At 56.3% G+C, this 20,935-nt stretch carries 18 protein-coding genes; 12 read left to right on the top strand and 6 right to left on the bottom strand.

The window, feature by feature from the left end:
* Positions 1–3: 3 nt before the first annotated feature.
* Both AC2FI9_RS19790 and AC2FI9_RS19785 read right to left on the bottom strand, forming a co-directional pair.
* A complete protein-coding gene (locus AC2FI9_RS19790) occupies positions 4–1,017 on the bottom strand; it encodes a GDP-mannose 4,6-dehydratase (RefSeq protein WP_496770110.1) in 1,014 nt (337 codons plus the stop codon).
* 84 nt (positions 1,018–1,101) lie between these two features.
* The gene (locus AC2FI9_RS19785) at positions 1,102–1,626 is read right to left on the bottom strand and encodes a CBS domain-containing protein (RefSeq protein WP_109311025.1); all 525 of its coding nucleotides are present in this window, start codon (positions 1,624–1,626) and stop codon (positions 1,102–1,104) included.
* Between the two features lie 121 nt (positions 1,627–1,747).
* Between AC2FI9_RS19785 and AC2FI9_RS19780 the strand changes: the two genes are divergently transcribed.
* From AC2FI9_RS19780 to AC2FI9_RS19750, 7 genes are all read left to right on the top strand, one after another.
* Positions 1,748–1,933 carry a hypothetical protein gene (locus AC2FI9_RS19780; RefSeq protein WP_108859706.1) on the top strand — a complete coding sequence of 62 codons (186 nt, stop codon included), beginning with the start codon at positions 1,748–1,750 and terminating at the stop codon, positions 1,931–1,933.
* Between the two features lie 67 nt (positions 1,934–2,000).
* Complete coding sequence (locus tag AC2FI9_RS19775; RefSeq protein ID WP_496770054.1) at positions 2,001–3,026, top strand: FAD:protein FMN transferase; 1,026 nt, start codon at positions 2,001–2,003, stop codon at positions 3,024–3,026.
* Positions 3,027–3,041: 15 nt separating this feature from the next.
* Entirely contained in the window at positions 3,042–3,278 is a 237-nt protein-coding gene (gene nqrM / locus AC2FI9_RS19770; RefSeq protein WP_058277146.1) for a (Na+)-NQR maturation NqrM, read from the top strand.
* Positions 3,279–3,383: 105 nt separating this feature from the next.
* A complete protein-coding gene (locus tag AC2FI9_RS19765) occupies positions 3,384–5,036 on the top strand; it encodes a sulfatase-like hydrolase/transferase (protein ID WP_496770052.1) in 1,653 nt (550 codons plus the stop codon).
* Between the two features lie 94 nt (positions 5,037–5,130).
* Positions 5,131–6,648 (top strand): 2,3-bisphosphoglycerate-independent phosphoglycerate mutase, encoded by a 1,518-nt coding sequence (gene gpmI, locus AC2FI9_RS19760; protein ID WP_496770048.1) that lies wholly within the window; start codon positions 5,131–5,133, stop codon positions 6,646–6,648.
* Positions 6,645–7,775, top strand: coding sequence for a murein hydrolase activator EnvC family protein (locus tag AC2FI9_RS19755; RefSeq protein ID WP_496770046.1), 1,131 nt, complete (start codon positions 6,645–6,647; stop codon positions 7,773–7,775). Before gpmI ends, AC2FI9_RS19755 begins: the two co-directional genes overlap by 4 nt.
* A 6-nt stretch (positions 7,776–7,781) precedes the next feature.
* The gene (locus AC2FI9_RS19750; protein ID WP_496740916.1) at positions 7,782–9,122 is read left to right on the top strand and encodes a S41 family peptidase; all 1,341 of its coding nucleotides are present in this window, start codon (positions 7,782–7,784) and stop codon (positions 9,120–9,122) included.
* A 48-nt stretch (positions 9,123–9,170) separates the two neighbouring features.
* Here AC2FI9_RS19750 and AC2FI9_RS19745 read toward each other — a convergent pair whose 3' ends face one another.
* The 3 genes from AC2FI9_RS19745 to AC2FI9_RS19735 all read right to left on the bottom strand — a co-directional run bounded on the left by AC2FI9_RS19745 (position 9,171) and on the right by AC2FI9_RS19735 (position 11,920).
* Entirely contained in the window at positions 9,171–10,697 is a 1,527-nt protein-coding gene (locus AC2FI9_RS19745; protein ID WP_496770043.1) for an MFS transporter, read from the bottom strand.
* 90 nt (positions 10,698–10,787) lie between these two features.
* Entirely contained in the window at positions 10,788–11,147 is a 360-nt protein-coding gene (locus AC2FI9_RS19740; RefSeq protein ID WP_496770041.1) for a hypothetical protein, read from the bottom strand.
* Positions 11,148–11,158: 11 nt separating this feature from the next.
* Positions 11,159–11,920, bottom strand: coding sequence for a DUF6478 family protein (locus AC2FI9_RS19735; RefSeq protein WP_496770035.1), 762 nt, complete (start codon positions 11,918–11,920; stop codon positions 11,159–11,161).
* Positions 11,921–12,165: 245 nt separating this feature from the next.
* Here AC2FI9_RS19735 and AC2FI9_RS19730 point away from each other — a divergent pair, with 245 nt between their 5' ends.
* The 4 genes from AC2FI9_RS19730 to AC2FI9_RS19715 are packed head-to-tail and all read left to right on the top strand — an operon-like array spanning position 12,166 to position 18,417.
* On the top strand, positions 12,166–15,264 hold the full coding sequence (locus tag AC2FI9_RS19730) for an ABC transporter transmembrane domain-containing protein (protein ID WP_496770034.1): 3,099 nt from the start codon (positions 12,166–12,168) through the stop codon (positions 15,262–15,264).
* A complete protein-coding gene (locus AC2FI9_RS19725) occupies positions 15,257–16,153 on the top strand; it encodes a CPBP family intramembrane glutamic endopeptidase (RefSeq protein ID WP_496770033.1) in 897 nt (298 codons plus the stop codon). Before AC2FI9_RS19730 ends, AC2FI9_RS19725 begins: the two co-directional genes overlap by 8 nt.
* 60 nt (positions 16,154–16,213) lie before the next feature.
* On the top strand, positions 16,214–17,146 hold the full coding sequence (gene accD / locus AC2FI9_RS19720) for an acetyl-CoA carboxylase, carboxyltransferase subunit beta (RefSeq protein ID WP_496770032.1): 933 nt from the start codon (positions 16,214–16,216) through the stop codon (positions 17,144–17,146).
* A complete protein-coding gene (locus AC2FI9_RS19715; RefSeq protein ID WP_496770031.1) occupies positions 17,143–18,417 on the top strand; it encodes a bifunctional folylpolyglutamate synthase/dihydrofolate synthase in 1,275 nt (424 codons plus the stop codon). Before accD ends, AC2FI9_RS19715 begins: the two co-directional genes overlap by 4 nt.
* A gap of 77 nt (positions 18,418–18,494) precedes the next feature.
* Here the strand turns inward: AC2FI9_RS19715 and zapE are convergent, their stop codons facing one another.
* Positions 18,495–19,553: a cell division protein ZapE gene (zapE, locus tag AC2FI9_RS19710; RefSeq protein WP_496770028.1), complete on the bottom strand. Its 1,059-nt coding sequence runs from the start codon at positions 19,551–19,553 to the stop codon at positions 18,495–18,497.
* Between the two features lie 146 nt (positions 19,554–19,699).
* On the opposite strand from zapE, the gene AC2FI9_RS19705 reads away from it, so the two are divergent.
* A complete protein-coding gene (locus tag AC2FI9_RS19705; protein ID WP_496770026.1) occupies positions 19,700–20,935 on the top strand; it encodes an MFS transporter in 1,236 nt (411 codons plus the stop codon).

Genomic DNA, 20,935 nt, shown 5'->3' with positions numbered 1-20,935 from the left:
AGCTCATTTTCCATGATAGTCGCGGAACCATTCCACGAACTGGGCAATCCCGACCTTGAAATCGGTTTGTGGACGATACCCGGTTAACCGCTGCAACAGTTCGGTATCGGCCCAGGTGGCCGGGACATCGCCCATCTGTATGGGCATATAGTTTCTGACTGCTTTCTTGCCGACAGCTTCTTCAATCGCCTCTACAAAATCCAACAGGCGCACTTTGTCGCCGTTACCGATATTAACCACGCGCCAAGGCGCCACGGGCGAAAGGCTGTCGCCTTCTTCGATGTCATCTGCGCTGTCGGGGCGCGCGGGCGGGCTGTCGATCAACAGCCGGATTCCGCGGACAAGATCATCCACATTGGTAAAATCGCGATACATGTCGCCATGATTGTAGATGTCGATCGGACGGTCATCCAGAATGGCATCCACAAACTTGTACAGTGCCAGGTCAGGGCGTCCCCAGGTCCCATAGACAGTGAAGAACCTAAACATCGTCGTGGGCAAGTTCCAAAGATGCGCATAGGAATGCCCCATGGCCTCGTTGGCCTTTTTGGTCGCCGAATAGATGGTCAGAGGCGTGTCGGCCTTTTCAACCTCGGTAAAGGGCATAACCTCATTCGCGCCATAGACCGACGATGTTGAGGCCATCAAAAGATGTTCAACATTATGTTCGCGTGCAACTTCCATCACGTTGAACGTGCCGACAATGTTCGAGTCGATATAGCTGCGCGGATCCTCCAAGCTGTAACGCACGCCTGCCTGACCAGCGAGGTGCACGATCACGTCAGGTTGAAACTCATCACCAACCTGCTTGAGCTTTTCGTGATTTTCCAACAGATCCTCGGTGACGGAAAACCCAGGGTTTTGCAGCAGCATCTGATGCCGGCGGTTTTTTAGCGCGACATCATAGTAATCGGTCATCCCGTCATAGCCGTGCACCCGGAATCCTTCCGAAAGCAGCAGTTTCGCAAGATGGAACCCGATGAAACCCGCTGTACCCGTTACCAGAACGTGCTTCATTTTACCCTCGACCTTCAACCGAACAAATTTTTGCATCAAGGATACTGTCAGTCAGCCAAGGTCAAGGGCTTTCTACCGGAAGGGTCAGCCTACGATCATTTGTTTCATACGCAACGCTTCATACTCCAGCTCTTTTAGTCGGAAATGAACAACGTCACCGATTGTGATTACGCCGCGCAGTTTCCCGTCGCCAACAACGGGCATGTGGCGAAAACGTCCTTCGGTCATGGTTTTCAGGACATCATTCAACAGATCGTCTGGTGAACATGTCTTGACCTCGCGCGTCATCAGATCCTCGACGGATTGTGGCAAGGTCTGGCCGGGCGTATCAGCCATGCGCCGGACGATGTCACGTTCGGACAGAATACCCTGAAGGGTGCCGTTCTGGTCGGTCACGACCACGGCACCAATCCGCTTTTCACTGAGGGTATTCACGACCGAATGGATCGTGTCGTTTGGGCGCACCGCAAATACAGCATCCCCTTTACCCGCAAGCAATTTTGCCACCGTCGTCTGCGAGTGCGACAGATTGGATTCAACCGATTGGCTGTGCGTGCTTGTATCGGTCTTGTCGCCGCGGGTAGGGGGCTGATATGAGGTTGGGGCCATTGGCAATCTCCTCTTATTTTTGAGATGGCTTCCCTTACACCTTACCGCAGCAATGCGGCCTGTATAGGGTGCAAATGCCCAAACCGGGGAAAACTGCCGCTAAACAAGGATATCCAGCCTGTTGTCTGACCTGTACCTTACCCCGCCCGTCGCAGTGCTGATTTTCTTTGCCGTGGTCGTATGCGGGCATAACTTTAGAATGGCCTGGAAACAGCAGGCAGTTGGCTGGCAAAAGAAAGCTTGGCTATTTGGTGTGCCTGCCGGCATCGGGCTGCTTATGTTGGGCTTCCTGCCGCTAAAGCTGTGAAGTCGGTTTGACTCTGCAAGGGGCCGCTGGCATATGCCGGGCACAGTTTTCCTCTGGAGGTCTCTCGATGCGCCTTTTGCCTGTTCTGGCTGTTGCAACACTTGTTTCAGGATGTCTCTTTGACAAAGAACCCGAGGTTGTGCGCCTGTCGGGTGAGACCATGGGTACTACGTTCAACATCACCGCTATCGGCACGGATGTGGATGAGACTGCATTGGGGTCTGCCGTCGAAGAGACGTTGGCAGGCGTGAACGCCAAGATGTCCAACTGGGACCCCAACTCAGAGGTTTCGACATTTTCGGCGTCGTCCAGCACGGAACCCACCGAGGTTTCCGAAGAATTTGCGCTGGTTTTAGGTGCAGCAAATGACGTGCACGATAAATCGGGCGGCACGTTCGACGTAACGCTTGGCCCGCTGATCGAACTGTGGGGCTTTGGTCCGCGCAAGCCAGAAGATCCGGTGCCATCAGATGCCGAGATACAGGCGGCGCTGGAGAGCGTTGGGCAGGAACGCCTGCTGACGTTGAATAGAGACAACGGAACTTTGGCCAAATCAGATGCTGACGTGGGCATCAACCTGTCAGCAATCGCCAAAGGATATGGCATCGACGCGGTGGCTGCGACGCTGCGCGACGCTGGGATCGAAAACTATATGGTCGAGATCGGTGGTGATTTGGTCACCATGGGCCAGAACGACAAGGGTGAGGCTTGGCGGATCGGGATTGAAAAGCCCGAAGCGGGGGCCCAAAATCTGCAGTTGGTAGTTGAGCTGGACAACCTCGGTATGGCGACCTCTGGCGACTACAAGAATTTCTTTGAACAGGACGGCGTGCGGTATTCGCATATCATCGATCCAACAACAGGTCGTCCGATCACGCATCGCACGACCTCGGTCACGGTTCTGGCCGAAAATGCGATGATGGCGGATGCCTGGGCGACGGCAATGCTGGCGTTGGGTCAGGAAAAGGGCCTGGAACTGGCCGAAGAACATAAACTTGCCGTGTATTTCATCTCGCGGGATGTGACAGGCGGCGACGATGCCTATATTACCGTTCACAGCACTGCGTTCAAAAACGCACTGGGCACCAACTGACAAGTAGGAACCGCGATGAGCACCTTTATCATAGCTTTTTTTCTGCTTTTGATCATCGTGGTTGGCATGTCGCTGGGCGTCATGCTGATGGGCAAGACGATCAAAGGCAGCTGTGGTGGTCTGAACGCAATCTCGGGCGCGGACAAATGTGTGGTCTGCCAAAAGGATGTCGACCCGGACTCGCCCCTGCGAGATCAGTTGCAATGCAAACGTGCCAAAAAGATGCTTGAGCAGATGGAGCGTCAGGCCTGAACGCAGATTGCGCTTCGATGTAGTGATGGCAATGGCTAAATAAACCCCTGAGGCATCTTGCGGGAGGGCGCGGGTTTGGCCAAAGCTAAAAACATCCTGTTTATCATGTTCGATCAGCTGCGCTGGAATTACCTCAGCTGTTACGGGCATCCGCATTTGCACACCCCCAACATTGACCGGCTGGCTGCTGACGGAGCCCGCTTTGATCGGGCCTACATCCAGTCCCCGATTTGCGGCAGTTCGCGCATGTCGACTTATACCGGCCGCTACGTGCATTCACACGGTGCCTCATGGAATGGCATTCCGCTGAAAGTTGGTGAAATCACGATGGGGGATCACCTGCGCAAGGCAGGCATGGACTGCTGGTTGGTCGGCAAGACCCATATGCGCGCAGATGCGGAAGGCATGGAGCGGCTGGGGTTGGAGCCTGACAGTCTGATCGGCGCGCGCGTCGCGGAATGCGGGTTTGATGTATATGAACGCGATGACGGTATGCTGCCCGAAGGGCCCGACGGTTTTTATGATCCCGATGATGCGAAGGAATACAATAAGCATCTGGCTGCAAAAGGGTATGAGAGTGACAACCCCTGGCACGACTTTGCCAATTCGGGGCTGGATGAGGATGGCAATGTCCTGTCCGGCTGGTTTTTGAAGAACTCAACCGAGGCGGCCAACATAGCGGAAGAGGACAGCGAAACCCCTTATCTGACCGGACGAGGCATCAAATTCATGGATACCCATGATGGCCCGTGGTGCTGTCATCTGAGCTTTATCAAGCCGCATTGGCCATACATCGTGCCGGAACCTTATGCCTCGATGTACGGGCCGGGACATGTTCTGCCGGTTGTGCGCTCCGACGCGGAACGTCAGAATGCGCATCCGGTGCTCAAGGCGTTCATGGATACAAAAGTGGGGCAAGCGTTCTCGCGGCAGGATGTACGTGATGCGGTGATCCCGGCCTATATGGGGCTGATCAAGCAGGCCGATGACCAGATGGGGCGACTGTTTGCCTGGATGGAGAAGACCGGCCGGATGGAGGACACAATGATCGTGCTGACATCCGATCACGGCGATTTTCTGGGTGATCACTGGATGGGCGAGAAAACGTTCTTTCAGGATGCCTCGACCAAGGTGCCGCTGATCATCTACGATCCCTCGCCTGAGGCGGATGGAACGCGCGGAACCGTCAGCGATGCGCTGGTCGAATCCATCGACCTTGCTCCGACATTTGTGGATGTGGCGGGCGGTGAGATCGCAGGGCATATCCTTGAAGGGCATTCCTTGCTTCCGATCCTGTATGGGCAGCAGAACGATACACCTCGCGATGTGGTGATTTGTGAGTACGATTACTCCGCATCACCAATTGCAGACATGCTGAATGCCTCTGTCCGGGACGCAGTAATGTTCATGGCAGCTAACAAAAAATGGAAGCTGATCCACTGCGAAGGCGGCCATCGGCCTATTCTGTTCGATCTGGAAAATGACCCTAATGAGCTTGTCGATCTGGGGGACAATGCCGATCACGCCGATGTAATTGCCAAAATGTACGACCATCTTTTCGTTTGGACACGCCGCCAGTCGCAACGCACCACGCGGTCGGAACAGCAGTTGATTGAGATGCGGAGCAAAAGCCGGGGCAGGGGGATCATGGTCGGGGTCTATGATGAAAAAGATGCGCCGCTGGACCTGACCGTCAAGTATCGCGGTCGCACGGCGCGTCCGTATACGGAATTGATAAACAAGGGTTGGGCGGCCTAAGTATTAAATCTGCACGACCGCGCACAAAATAAGGTTCAATTGCCCGAGGGCAGGCGATACAAGACCGACCAGAGCAGAAATCCGGAGAGCCGCAATGACCGCCCCCAAACCTGTCGTCCTGTGCATTCTTGATGGTTGGGGCCTGTCCGAAGACACACGGTCTAACGCGCCGTATCTTGCAAACACGCCGACCTTTGATGCGATCATGACCAATGGGCCGCACGCGACCATAGTTACACATGGCCCTGATGCCGGCTTGCCCAGCGGCCAGATGGGCAATTCCGAGGTTGGCCACACCAATATTGGCGCGGGCCGTGTTGTTGCGATGGATCTGGGGCAGATCGACCTGGCAATTGAAGACGGCAGCTTTTTCGACAGTGCCGCATTGCAGACCTTCATCGCAAAGGTGAAGGCAGCGGGTGGAACGGCGCATCTAATGGGTTTGGTCTCGGACGGTGGTGTCCACGGTCATTTGAACCACATCGTCGCTGCTGCCAAGGCGATCACCGATGCGGGCGTTCCGGTGGCGTTGCACGCCATGACGGACGGGCGCGACGTCGCTCCGAAATCGGCATTCACCTACCTATCGGAACTTGAAGATCGTTTGCCCGACGGGGCGCGTATCGTCACGGTTTGCGGTCGGTATTTTGCAATGGATCGGGACAATCGCTGGGAACGCGTCAGCGAGGCTTATGATGCGATGGTCAAAGGCCAGGGTCGGGCTGCCACAACCGCGCATGGCGCTGTGGATCACGCATATAACCAGTCTGAAACCGATGAGTTCATCGCTCCCACTGTTCTGGAAGGTTACGACGGCATTCAGGATGGTGACGGGGTTTTCTGTTTGAATTTCCGAGCGGACCGCGCCCGTGAAATCTTGCGTGCGATTGGCGAACCGGGCTTTTCGGACTTCGATACGGGCCCGCGCCCGCAGCTTTCCGCCCTGTTGGGAATGGTCGAGTATTCCGACGGTCACAATGCCTATATGACAACCGTGTTCCCCAAGCGGAAAATCGTGAACACTTTGGGTGAGTGGGTTGCCAAGAAAGGATTGCGCCAGTTCCGTCTGGCCGAGACCGAAAAATACCCTCATGTCACGTTCTTCCTCAATGGTGGCAAGGAAACGCCCGAGGAAGGCGAAGACCGGTATATGCCAAAATCGCCCAAAGTGGCCACCTATGACCTGCAGCCCGAGATGTCTTCGGCCGAAGTGACGGCGAAATTTGTCGAGGCGATCGAGGCGGACTATGACCTGATCGTCACGAATTATGCCAACCCCGACATGGTTGGTCACACCGGCGATCTGCAAGCCGCAATCAAGGCATGTGAGGCCGTCGATCAAGGCTTGTCGCAGGTTGTCGAGGCACTGAACAAGGTCGGTGGCGCGATGATCGTCACTGCGGATCACGGCAATTGCGAGGTCATGGTTGACCCCGAAACCGGCGGGCCGCACACCGCGCATACTCTGAACCCGGTTCCCGTGGCGCTGGTCGGTGGGCCAAAAGGTGTCTCGTTGCGCAACGGCCGCCTTTCCGATCTAGCCCCGACGCTGTTGGACATGATGGGTCTTGAGCAACCGCCCGAGATGACGGGGCAGAGCCTGCTGTCATGAGGATGCGCGCGCTTATCTTTGCGATATGTCTTGCGTCGCCTGCCAGCGCGCAGAATGATCCGTCCACAGCAGCCTTGAATGCGGCGCGCATGCTGGAACAGGCCTCGATCAACCTGACTGAAGCCGACGGTGCCCGCGACCGCGTGCGTGCCCTGACCGAAACTATCCAGGCTTATGAGGCCGGGCTTTCAGCGATGCGGGACGGGTTGCGCATGGCAGCGACCCGCGAGGCACAGCTGACAGCAGAATTGCGGTCGCGGGAACAGGAGGTCGCGCAGCTGCTGGGTGTATTGCAGACCATTGAGACCACGGCACCACCCGTTCTGATGCTGCACCCGTCCGGGCCCCTTGGTTCCGCGCGGGCAGGCATGATGCTGTCCGAAGTTACTCCCGGACTGAACGCGCGCGCGCAGGCACTGGCCCATGATCTGCAAGAGGTCCAGACCCTTCGAAAACTTCAGCAAAGTGCTGCAGACACTCTGGTCGAAGGGTTAACCGGTGTGCAAAACGCGCGCACCAGCCTCAGTGAAGCCATCGCTGACCGCACGGATTTGCCCCGTCGCTTTGTCGAAGATCCGGTTCGCACGGCCATCCTGATCTCATCAACTGAGACGCTGGATGGGTTTGCCAGCGGATTGTCCGAAATCCCGGAAGGCGAAATTGCTGAAACAGACGCGGATGTCTCTGACCGTAAGGGGCGGATTGAATTGCCGACCCAAGGTGTTGTTTTGCACCGCGCGGATGAGACTGACGCGGCTGGTGTGACGCGCCCCGGTGTGGTTTTGGCCACCCGTCCTCGGGCAATTGTTACAGCGCCAACCGCGGCAACGATCCGGTATCGTGGACCATTGCTGGAGCTCGGGAACGTCATGATCCTCGAGCCGCAACCGGGCTTGTTGTTCGTGTTCGCCGGGCTGCAAGACGTTTACGGAGACATGGGCGAGGTCATCCCCGAAGGCACTCCGGTGGGTTTGATGCCGGGTGAATCGCCCGAAATCGGCGCAATTTTGTCAACAAGCGGTGATGGCACTGGAACTGACCGGTCAGAAACGCTCTATATAGAGGTAAGACAGAATAACAGCCCCGTGGACCCGGAATCATGGTTTCGGACCGACAAGGATGGATAAACGAGTATGAAGAAATTTCTGATGGCCGGTCTGGCCGGAACCGTGGCAGGTGTAATCGCAACTACACAAATCGCTGGTCCTTTGCTGGCGCAAGAAGCTGACCGCAAGGCCAGCGTGTACGAGCAATTGGATCTGTTTGGCGATATTTTCGAACGTATCCGCGCCCAGTATGTCGAAGACGTTGAGCCGGAAGAGCTGATTGAGGCGGCCATTGACGGCATGCTCACGTCGCTTGACCCGCATTCCAGCTACCTTTCACCCGATGATGCCGAGCAGATGCGCGTGCAGACACGGGGCGAATTTGGCGGATTGGGCATTGAGGTCACGCAAGAAGAAGGGTATGTCAAAGTTGTCTCGCCAATCGACGACACGCCTGCGGATGAGGCTGGTATCGAAGCAGGTGATTTCATCACTCATGTCGATGGGGAAAGCATCCTTGGCCTGACATTGGACAAGGCCGTCGATCTGATGCGTGGCCCGGTCGGGTCGGAAATCGTGATCACGGTCGTCCGCGAAGGCGAGCAAGAGCCGTTTGATATCACCATCATTCGCGACACTATCAAACTGACAGCCGTGCGTGCCCGGACCGAAGGCACCAGCGTAGTCCTACGCGTCACCACCTTCAACGATCAGACATTCCCGAACCTGCAAGAAGGCCTAAATGAGCAGATTGAGGAAGCCGGTGGTCTGGACAAGGTCAATGGTGTTGTCCTTGATCTGCGGAACAATCCCGGCGGGTTGCTGACCCAGGCGATCAAAGTTTCGGACGCATTCCTGAACGAAGGCGAGATCGTGTCCACGCGTGGTCGCGACCCAAGCGATGGTGAGCGGTTCAACGCAACGCTGGGTGATTTGGCCGAAGGCAAGCCGATTGTTGTTCTGATCAATGGCGGTTCGGCATCAGCCTCGGAAATCGTAGCTGGCGCATTGCAAGATCACCGTCGTGCGATCGTTGTCGGCACCAAGAGTTTTGGCAAAGGATCGGTGCAAACGGTCATGCCGTTGCGCGGCGATGGTGCAATGCGCCTGACGACTTCGCGCTACTACACGCCCTCGGGTCGTTCAATTCAGGCACTTGGCGTCAGTCCCGACATCATCGTTGAACAGCCGCGCCCGGCGCCGGATGCCGAGGAAGAGGAAGCCAACGCCCGCACGCGGTCCGAAGCTGATCTGCGCGGCAGCCTGAACAATGACAGCCTGAGCGAAGATGAAATCCGTCAAATCGAAGAAGATCGCGCCAAAGCCGAAGCCACGGCTGAATTGCGGGAAGAGGATTATCAGCTGGCCTACGCCATCGACATCCTCAAAGGTTTGTCGGCGTTCAACCCCAACGGACCGTCTCAGTAAGACAAACAGGGCCGCCGATACTGGCGGCCCTTTCTTCAAAGGCCGGGATCAACCCTCAACCTTGTGCAGTTTCTCTTCGTCAAGCATCATCGCCAGAACAATGCCTATCGAGACCGAAATGGCCGCAAAGACAAAGGCCATGTTCATGCCTGCATCAAATGCGGCAGCGATGGCAGATTTGACCTTTTCAGCCTCTTCCGAGCTTAGCTTTTCCATAACAGCGCGGGCTGTACCGGTCGTAAGCGTTCCACCGTTGATCGCCTTTTGATCGGTTACAGACATGTTGATCCCATCCGCAACCAGCTGTTTGCTGAGGCTGGACAGGCTGACAACATACATAATTGCGGTCGCGAAGGCGACGGAAATGGCGCCATATACCAGATGGGTCATAAAGCTCAGGCCGCCCACAAGGCCAGCGCGTTCAGGTTTGACGGCGCACACGGCTGCAGTGCCTGACGGCCCAACCGTCAGTGTTGCGCCCAGCCCGATCATCGCCATGCCAGGCAAAATCTGAAAATAGCCCAGCCCCGCCGGCAAGATGATAATGCTGAGAACGCCAGTCGTTGCGATCAAATACCCCCAGAACAGCAGGCGCTTTGGCCCGAAATCATTATAAAGAGTGCCCGAAACAATCGAACCGACGGCCAGCAGGAGTGTCAGCGGGGCAAGCCCAATCGCCGACTCAAACACAGACCAACCAAGGACCTTTTGCATGTATTGAGGGAAGTATAGCAGCCCGACAAAGGCCGCCGACACGTTGAACATGTTCAGTCCCAGCGTGATCCGAAACTCGCGGTTCTGCATCATTTGTGGCAGCAAGAGAGGCTCTTTCACGCGCTTTTCGACTTGCGGGAAAAAGAAGAACAGCGCGGCGCTGACGAAAAACAACATCAGCAGCGGGACAGACGTCCAGCCCCAGTCCGCACCGACGTCCAGCCCATAAAGCAGCAAAAGAACAGCAAGCGAGAGAATACCCATCCCGGCAAAGTCAATATGTTCGCCCTTTTTATGTTGGGTTTCACGTTCCATAAGGATCAAGGCCGTAACCATCGAAATGGTCGAGAACACAACGTTTGCCAGGAAGAAAAACCGCCAATCCCCAAAGCTGACTGCGGCACCGCTGATCAGCGGACCAAAGACATTGCCGCTGGTCACACCGGCCAGGATCATGCCCATGATCATGGCGCGGTGTTCGGGGCGCGAGACTTTGGTTGCGCCAAAAGCCAATGTGCAAGGCCAAACGCAGCCGGAGCCAATCCCCTGCAATGCGCGAGCCACAATCAGAAAGTCGAGACTGGGAGAGACAAAGCACATGACGGACGCAAACAGAAAGATTGCCAGCCCAATGATCATCATCTTGCGGTGCCCAAACATGTCCCCCATGCGCCCCCCGGCGACCATAGTCATGGCAAAAAACAAGGCGTAGATGTTCAGCACCCACTGGGTGCTGGTAATATCAGCGTCAAAACTGTTTTCGATGGCGGGGACAAGAATAAGAGCGCCGGTAAAGTCGATACCGATCCCGAACCCTGTCACCATCAGAGCGATGACCTTGACGATACTGCTGCGGTCCATTTTCGCACCCGGGTTGCTTCGGATGACATTTATGATGCACGGATTCCGCCTGAAAGATAGACAAAGGCTTGGAAACGAAGAAAACCCGGATCAGTCCGAAGGTACCTGAGACCGTCTAAACGCCCGTTTCAACAAGTCGAGTTCCGCCCGCAACAAAGCGATTTCGGTCCGCAAATCATCCGCGGTTGATGCCCCCGCAATGATTGTGAATTCACCGATCTTCTGTGATGTGTTTGCATCGGCTATTACAAAGCAATGAACCCCGTCGGCAATCGCGGTTGATGGCACTGGCACACTCAGCTCCCAACCACCATCGGTGGCGGTCATGAATACACCCTCCAGCGCCTGGCCCATATAACGGACTTCGACGTGCGGTTCAGTGTCGGCCTGCAGGTACCCGCGCCAGAGGCCGTTTTCGAACAGGGTTGGGGTCAGGGTTGGTTGTGTCATGGCCAATGCTCTCACATGTCGGCGCGGTGGTGGCGGCAAAGGGTCAGGTCCCGCAGAACTATGCGGTTCATAGCCGGATTGGTCAGAACCAGATCCAGCCAGATCTTGTCTATACGCCGTTCGTTCAGCGGCAAATTGGCAAGATCGAAATCCAGAACATTCGAACTTGTCGACAAATCAAGAGACCGTGGAACGGAATCAGTGTTTGGGCCGTGCCGAATATTCAATCGCGCGGTCACGTCCAGCGGACGCTCTGTTTCAATCTGGGCATCGACCCGCATCAGGTGCTGCCGCGTCAGACCTTGCACAGCCTCGGGCGGCAAATCCAGCGACACGGACAGGAATGACCCCGCAAAGCCAAACACTTCGACGCCAAGTCCAAAAGCGGCTAGGTCCTTTTCGTCCATGTTCCGTGCCTGTCGAACACTGATCTCGGATAGAGCGCAGTCATGGAATATCTTTACCTGTTGATCCAACTCGACCTTACGCGGGATTGAGGCGAGACCAGGCCGGGGCAAGGGACCCCGCCACAAATCAGGTCGCCAGCACCAGTCAGTACCCAGCGGCTTGGGGAATTGCTTTGATCCAATCAGGGGCAGCGTTAGTCTTTCGTTTGCTTCCCGTAGCAAACGGTCCAATTGCGCACGCAGTTTGCGCGCCTCGTCGCGCTGTTGACGCAATTGGGGGTTCGTGGCCCAGGCCGCGTCTTGAACGGCCCGTTGCCAACGCGCAATAGTTTTGCGGTGTAGATATCGTTCGAGAAGTTTGCCCATGATCCCATCGTCTGAACTTGACCTTCTTTAGTCAAAGACAACGGCGAGGATAAGGCCGAATTGGTGAAATCCGCATAAAACTATCCGACACTAACGTTGTTGTGACTGGGCGGTTTTGGTTGTGTCTGCTAAGGCCCCGATCGCCGTTCTTGCAATCATCTGGGACTGTGCGTACCGTCCGGCACCTGATTGCTTTGGATTATCCGAAAAACCGCGTACTAAATTCTTTGAGGCAAGGCCGGGGCATGGAACCCACACTATTTTCGTTCATCTGGAAACACTCGAAAAAGCAGCAGCTTGTGCTGTTGTTTCTGACGGTGTTGTCGTTTCCGTTTCTCTACGCCTCGCTTGAGCTGCCAAAACAGATCATCAACGACGCAATTGGTGCGCCCAACGATAGCGTTACACTTTTTGGGTTCACCTTCACGCAGGTCCAATATCTGCTAATCCTCTGTTTTGCATTTTTGGCCACTGTAATCGCCAGCGGCTTGATGAAGATGCGCATCAACACGATGAAGGGCATATTGGCCGAGCGTATGCTGCGCCGGCTTCGGTTCACGCTGATTCACCGCGCGATGCGATTCCCGAAATCGTATTTTGCCACCACCAGCCAAGGTGAACTTGTTTCAATGATCACCTCTGAGGCCGAACCGATGGGCGGCCTGATGGGTGATGCGATTGCCCAGCCGGTGTTCCAGTTTGGTCAGATGATGACCATTGTCACCTTTCTGTTCATGCAAAGCGTTTGGTTCGGTCTGGCCAGCATCGCGTTGATTCCGTTGCAGGCATGGCTGATCCCAAAACTGCAGCGCCAGATCAACCTGCTGAACAAGGAACGTATTCAGCAGGTCCGCCACCTCAGCTCGGAAATTGGCGAAAGCGCAGCGGGCATCAGCGATTTGCGGGCCAATGGCGGCTGGCGCTATCGGTTGGCACAATTCAGCCATCGGTTGGGAACCTTGTTCGAGATCCGGTTCAAGATCTACAACAAGAAGTTCTTTATGAAGTTCCTCAACAATCTGATCACTCAGATGACGCCGTTCCTGTTCTATTCGGTCGGTGGCTATCTGGCGATCACGGGTGAAGTGACAGTGGGTGCGTTGGTCGCGGCGCTTGGGGCATACAAGGACCTTAGCGGCCCATGGAAAGATTTGCTGACCTATTACAACCAGGTTCAGGATATGTCGTTGCGTTGGGAAATCGTGATTGAACGCTTTGCCCCGGACAACATGATCCCTGAAGAGCTATTTGTGGGTGAGCCAGAGTCCATTCCGCATCTCAGCGGCGATATCGAACTGCGCAATGTAACAGTGCGCGATGATGACGGGAAAACCATCCTTGAAGATATCGATCTGACCATCCCCAAGGGCGCCCGCGTTGCTATTCAGTCGTCAAGCGCCGCCGAGCGCGGCGCGTTGGCGCAACTGCTGACACGAGAGCTTTTGCCGATACAAGGCAGCGTCACAATTGCGGGTCACGATTTGCTAAAACTCCATCAGACGGTAATTGCGGCGCGGATCGGCTATGCCTATTCGCGACCCTATCTGTTTGACGGGACTTTAGGCGATAACCTTTTGATGCCGTTGCGAACCCATCCACAACACGAACCCGACGCAAAGAAGGCCCCAAGCCGGTGGCAGATCGAAGCGGTGCGGGCCGGGAACCCTCCGGATTCTCTGTCGGATGAGTGGATCGATCCCGGCCTGGCAGGGTTGGAAGACATCGAGGATATCCGCAACTGGTGGTTTCAGCTGGTCGAGGCGATGGGCATCGACGAGTTCATGTTCCGCCGGACATTACGTACCCAGTTCGATCCAGTGCAACATTCTGCCCTGGCGCGTGATATCGTAAATCTGCGCGATACGGTCGCGCAGAGGTTGGAAGAAAAAGACCTGGCGCGGTATGTCTATCGGTTCGAACCGGACCGCTTTAACCCGGCTGTTCCGCTGGGGGGCAACCTGCTGTTTGCCGCTCCGTCTCGCGATATCTCACCGGATATTCTGGCGGGCGATGATCGGTTCATGTGGATGCTGCGCCATCACGATCTGGATGATGATGCAATGAGCATTGCAAGCGCGGTGCTGGAAACACTGCACCAGACGTTTGGGCGGGACGGGGCAGATCACCCGCTGTTCCTTCGTCTGGGTATGGCCAAGGATATGTTCCACCGCCTGCTTGATATCGAGGATCGGCGCAAAGCCAAAGGGGATGAAGCAATCAGCGAGGGCGAGCGTGCCTTGTTGCTGACCGTTCCGTTCCTGCTGACCGCGGAACAGATCGGGCCTGATTTTCCGGACGAGTACAAAGATAAGATCTTGGCCATCCGAAGGGGGCAAGCGGAACAGCTGCGTGCCTCGATGGATGGGATGTTCGTTCCGGTCACGCCGGATGCATATATTGAACGCATGACTGTCATGGAAAATGCCCTGTTCGGGCGGGTTTCTTTGATGGCCGGGGCGCACACGGATGAAATCGAAGATGTCGTCGCCGAAGCCATGAACGAAGCTGGTCTGCGCCGCCGGGCGGCGGCCATTATCTATGACCTGCCCTCGGGTCTGGGTGGGAATAACCTGCCGACGGTATTTCAGGAACGCGCCGCATTCTCGCGCGCGGGAATCAAGCGTCCTGATGTGTTGATCCTGGACAAAGCTCTGGCCAGCCATGATTCCGAGAGTAGGCTGAGAACTCGGCTGAAACTGCGGGAATTGTTGCCGGATTCCATCATGGTCTTCATGGAGGATTACTTTGCCCATCCCGAAGCCTATGATCTGTTCGTCGAGATCAAGGATGGTCGAATAGACGGCGTCTCGCGAACCCGTCCAGAAGAAGAGGCCAGCTCAACAGATGACCTGAGCCGCAAGCTCAAGATTATCTCGTCGACCGAGCTGTTATCCGGCATTGACGGTCGCAACCAGCGCCTTCTGGCGTTTTCGGCGCAATGGTACGATGCCGCAGCCGGGCAGATCATCTTTTCCGAAGGGCAAACGCCAGATGCCGCTTATCTGTGTATTTCGGGCGAAGCCGACCTGATCTGGAATGAAGGGAACGGAACCGCGCGTACGATCTCGGTCATCGAGCCGGGGCGTCTGATCGGAGACTTGTCGATCATCACGGGTGAAATTCGGCAATTTGATTTGGTCGCGGTCAAGAATTGTTCGTTCCTGCGCATTGGGGCCGAGGAATTGCGCGCGGTTATTGAAAGTGATGCAGGTGTTGCGATGCAGCTGCTGCAGACGGTTGCCGGCTATCTGACTACGATTTCCCAAAGGCTGAACGCCGCCAATGCAACCTCATTGATCTTCGACGATGACGCGCCGAACCGGGATGTGGCCGACAATGCCTGACGCCCACCCCGGCAGATACATAGCGCATGAACGGCTGGTTGCACCTTCGCGCGCACGGCCAGAGCTGTGGCGCCTGCTGGTCGGGCTGACCATTGTTGGCGTGGTTGGCATCCTGCTGAATTTTCTACTTTTTGGATTGGTTGCGGGCCTTGGGTCCGTGGAGTGGGCTCAAGGTTTGTTGACCGGCGCATCCCCGGTTGCACTTTTGGTGCTATTGGCAAGCTTTGGCTTCATCACATTGGGCGTGTCCATCGCTGCAAAACGCCTACAACATCGAACGCTGAGCTCAATCTGTGGTCCATGGCGCGAGGGCATTGGGCAATTCTGGAGTGTTTTTAAGGCATTGCTGATCGTTGGGATCGTCGTGGCCATCTTGCCGCCATATGGCATGGGCGCAACGCTGACGCAGAATTTGGCACTGTCGACCTGGCTGTTGTTTCTGCCTTTCTCGCTTTTTGCAGTGCTGATTCAGACAAGCGCTGAAGAGGTGCTTTTTCGGGGATACATTCAGCAAAGTCTGGCAGCGCGATTCCGATCGCCGGTTATTTGGTTGGGCGTACCGTCGATTTTGTTCGCGGCAGGTCACTATGCCCCCGGCGCGGCCGGAGACAACGCGCTATTGGTTGCTGTGTGGTCTGGGATGTTTGGCCTGACGGCGGCGGATCTGACGGCACGGGCAGGGACGTTAGGGCCTGCTATCGCATTGCACCTGTTCAATAATATGGTCGCTCTGCTGTTTGTTTCCTTACCCGATGGCTTAAGTGGTCTGGCATTGTATCTGCTTCCTTACGACATGTCGGATACCGGGGCGCTGCGGCAATGGCTGTATGTGGATTTTGCTGTGATGATCGTCAGTTGGCTAACGGCGCGGGTTGCGCTCAGGCGTTGATTGCATTTCTTTCCGTAGCGTCTTATTTGACGTCAAAGCCGCACAAGCCAAGGTTCCGATATGAACTGGATTACAAACTACGTCCGCCCACGGATCAACTCGATCTTCTCGCGCCGAGAAGTGCCTGAGAATCTTTGGCACAAATGCGATGAATGCGGAACCATGCTGTTTCACCGTGAGTTGGCAGAAAACCAGAATGTCTGCACCCAGTGCGATCATCACATGGCGATCACACCGCGCGCGCGGTTCGATCATCTGTTCGATGGTGGGATCTTTACCGAGGTTGAGGTTCCCGCGCCCAAAGACGATCCGCTTCAGTTCCGCGATCAGAAGAAATACCCCGACCGGATGAAAGCCGCCCAAAAGAAAACGGGCGAGAAAGAGGCGATGTTGGTCGCCTTAGGCGAAATTGGCCGGACCCCGATTGTTGCGGCCGCGCAAGACTTTTCGTTCATGGGCGGATCCATGGGCATGTATGTCGGCAACGCGATCATCGCGGCCGCGCAAGAGGCTGTGAAACAGAAACGCCCGCTGATCCTGTTTTCCGCTGCTGGTGGCGCGCGGATGCAAGAAGGTATCCTGAGCCTGATGCAGATGCCCCGCACAACCGTGGCAGTAGAAATGCTGAAAGAGGCAAATCTGCCCTACATCGTAGTGCTGACTCACCCAACGACAGGCGGTGTGACGGCTTCATACGCGATGCTGGGTGATGTCCATATCTCGGAACCCAATGCGCTGATCTGTTTTGCCGGTCCCCGCGTGATCGAACAGACGATCCGGGAAAAGCTGCCCGAAGGCTTCCAACGCGCGGAATACCTGTTGGATCACGGCATGTTGGACCGTGTGACCAAGCGGACCGAAATGCGCGATGAGTTGATCACCATCACGCGGATGTTGATGAACCAGCCTCCGGCGGTCAAAGGCGATCTGCCTGCGCCCGAATCCGAAGATGCAGTGGCAGAAGCCCCGGCTGAAGACGCGGAAGAGAAATGACCCCTCAGACATCGGACGTCATCCTGGAAAGGATGATGGCGCTGCATCCCAAGATCATTGACCTGACCTTGGATCGTGTCTGGCGTCTGCTGGCCGCGCTGGACAATCCGCAAAACAAACTGCCGCCGGTGATCCACATCGCGGGAACCAACGGCAAGGGCTCGACCCAGGCCATGATCCGAGCGGGGCTGGAAGGGGCAGGGCTGACCGCCCATGCCTATACCTCGCCCCACCTGGCCCGGTTTCATGAGCGTATTCGTCTGGCGGGTGAACTCATTTCCGAACCGGATCTGACGGCGGTTCTGGACGAATGTTATGCCGCCAACGGTGGCGAGAACATCACGTATTTTGAGATCACGACCTGCGCGGCCCTGCTGGCTTTTGCCCGGTCCAAGGCGGACTACACGTTGCTTGAGGTCGGGTTGGGTGGCCGGTTGGATGCGACCAATGTCATTCACGACCCAGCGGTAACGGTCATCACGCCGGTTTCAATCGACCATGAGCAATTTTTGGGCGATACCTTGGGCAAGATCGCCGCAGAAAAGGCCGGCATCATCAAGCCCGGTGTTCCCTGCATCGTTGGCCCGCAACAGGATGAGGCGCTGGAGGTCATTGAATACACTGCCGCGCGTCTGGGTGCACCTTTGTTGGTGCATGGCCAACACTGGCACGTCACCGAAGAAAACGGGCGGCTCGTCTATCAGGACGAAACTGGCCTGCGCGATCTACCGCTGCCAAATCTGTTGGGCGCACATCAGTATCAAAATGCCGGTGCTGCGCTAGCGGTCTTGCGTTATCTGGATCTTGGGGAAGACGCCTATGAGGCTGCGGTGACCAAGGCTGAATGGCCAGCCCGCATGCAGCGATTGAAAACCGGCCCTCTGGTCGAACAGGCCCCCGAGGCCGAGCTCTGGCTGGATGGCGGTCACAACGCCGCCGCAGGTTTGGCATTGGCCGATCTACTGGCGAAGCTGCCTGCACGTCCAACCCATATGATCTGTGGGATGTTGAACACAAAGGACGTCACCGGGTATCTGGCTCCGCTTGCCGCGCAGGCGCAAAGCCTGACGGCAGTCTCTATCCCGGGTGAGGTCAATACGCTGAGCGCTGACGACACCGCTGAAGCCGCTTCTCGGGTTGGGCTAGCAGCGTCCACCGCCGACAGTGTGACCGAGGCCCTGAAAAACATTACCGAAAATGACCCGCAGGTGCGGGTTCTGATCTGTGGATCACTATACTTGGCCGGTAATATTCTGCGCGAGAACGGCTGACGAACGCACATCCGCACAGCTTCATCTGGCCAAAAATATCCCGGGGAGACGCGCAAAGCGCGGCGGGGGCAGCGCCCCTATTGCCCCCAATCCTGATCCTGCATTTCGCGCAGGCGCGACGCGGTGCGTTCAAACTCAAATGTGCCTTCACCTTCGACATACAGCATCTCGGGCTCTGCCGCAGCTGAACAGATCAAGCGGACTTTTCCCTCATACAGTGCATCGATCAACGTTACGAACCGTTTGGCTTCGTTAAAATTATTGCGCGACAGGCGCGGGATGTCCTCAAGCACCAGAACTTTTACCGCTTCCGCGATAGCAAGATAATCTGCCGGGCCCAGCAACCTTCCACAAAGGTCGTAAAAACTGGCCCGCGCCACGCCGTTTCGAAAAGCGGGCAGTTCTACCGCACGACCGTTGACCTGCAGGATCAGCGGGTCCGCCGCCCCCCCGGCCAGGTCATTCCAGACGCTGCGAATGCTCGCGCGTGCTTCGGGGCCTATGGGCGTAAAGTAAACAGGTGCGCCTTCCAGCCGGTTTTGGCGGTAATCCGTGGGTGAGATCAGCTCCCACACCTCAAGCTGTTCTTTGATATGTGCAATGAAAGGCAAAAATAGCTGACGGTTTAGCCCGTCCTTGTAAAGGTCATCCGGATGGCGGTTCGATGTCGTCACGACCACGGTACCACCTTCATGCAGCAGATCGAACAGACGACCAACAATCATCGCGTCCGTGATATCGGTGATTTGCATTTCGTCAAATGCCAGTACGCGCGCGGACTTGATCACCGAGGCGGCCACTGGAGCCAACGCGTCTTCCACTCCATCCTTACGGGCCTTGTGCATGCCTGCGTGGATTTCCTGCATAAAGGCGTGAAAATGCACTCGGCGGGCGGGGATGTCTGCCAAAGAGTCGACGAACATATCCATCAGCATGGATTTTCCGCGCCCGACTCCGCCCCACAGATATAAACCCTTGGGCGGCGGCGGGGCTTTTCGAAAGAACCCCCGTTTCACAGGTTCGGCCAATGCCGCCCGGATACGTTCGAAATGAGGAAGAACAGCCTCTTGCGCGTCGTCTCTGGTCAGGGTGCCGTCGGCCACCTGCGTGTCATAAAGCGATATCAAACCCGTCATGTTTTGAGGCATAGCGCCCGGTTTGCCCGTTGAAAAGCAGCCATTTCTCGGACGCATCAATTTTGCTGATCCGTGACCGCAAAACTCCTGAATTGACGCACAAACTAAACGCGGTAACGTCTGGTTCTTGAACGCCCGAGGACCTAATGCCCCAACACACGCGCTTGCTGAACCCCATCCTGATCGTCGGGTGTATCATCATCACCGTCAGTTTTGCCGTGCGCGCATCGTTTGGCGTGTTTCAAATCCCCATCGCAGATGAATTCGGCTGGCTGCGCTCGGACTTTTCGATGGCAATCGCAATTCAGAATTTGGCCTGGGGCATTGGGCAGCCAATATTCGGCGCCATCGCCGAAAAAGTCGGCGACAGGCGCGCGATTACTCTGGGGGCTCTGACCTACGCGGCGGGTATGGTTCTGTCGGCCTGGTCCGTCACCCCGTTCGAACACCAGATGTACGCATGGCTCGTGGGGTTCGGTATCGCGGGAACAGGATTTGGCGTGGTCCTTGCCGTGGTGGCGCGGGCATCGTCGGACGAAAACCGCTCCATGTCGCTCGCGATTATCACAGCTGCGGGCAGTTTCGGTCAGGTCCTGGGGGCCCCTACAGCCGAATGGATGCTAAGCTTTATGCCCTGGCAGCAGGTGTTCATTGTATTCGCCACAGTGATTTTGGCACTGGTGCTGACATTGCCGTTCATGCGCGCCCCGCAGGCCGCCAGCAAGGCAGAGCTCGAAGAAAGCATGAGCCAGATCCTGACCAAAGCGTTCCGCGATCCATCCTATACGCTGATCTTTCTGGGCTTTTTCAGCTGCGGCTACCAACTTGGCTTCATCACCGCACACTTTCCCGCTTTTGTGACCGAGATGTGCGGACCCATTCAACCCGGCGGCGTTCTGCATTCGATCGGCATCACTACTACATCAGCACTAGGGGCTGTTTCGATTTCACTAATTGGTCTGGCCAATATTGCAGGCACTCTGTTGGCGGGTTGGGCCGGGAACCACTTTCCCAAAAAATTCCTTCTGGCAGGTGTTTATACAGCGCGTACACTTGCGGCGGCGGCTTTCATCGTGTTCCCGATCACGCCCCTGTCGGTCATCGTGTTTTCGCTGGTCATGGGTTCGCTTTGGCTTGCCACCGTTCCGCTTACTTCGGGGTTGGTCGCGCATCTCTATGGGCTGCGCTACATGGGCACGCTGTATGGGATCATCTTTTTCAGCCATCAGGTCGGCAGTTTCCTGGGGGTCTGGTTGGGCGGCCGGATGTACGACCAGTACGGCGACTACACCATGGTCTGGTGGATCGGCGTTGCGATTGGGGCGTTCAGCGCCATCGTCCACCTGCCCATTCGCGAAAACCGATCATTGGCCACCGCCTAA

This window comes from Ruegeria sp. CDSA246, from assembly GCF_059611225.1.
Note: the sequence above shows the minus strand (reverse complement) of the source record. Positions and strands in the feature narration are given on the sequence as shown.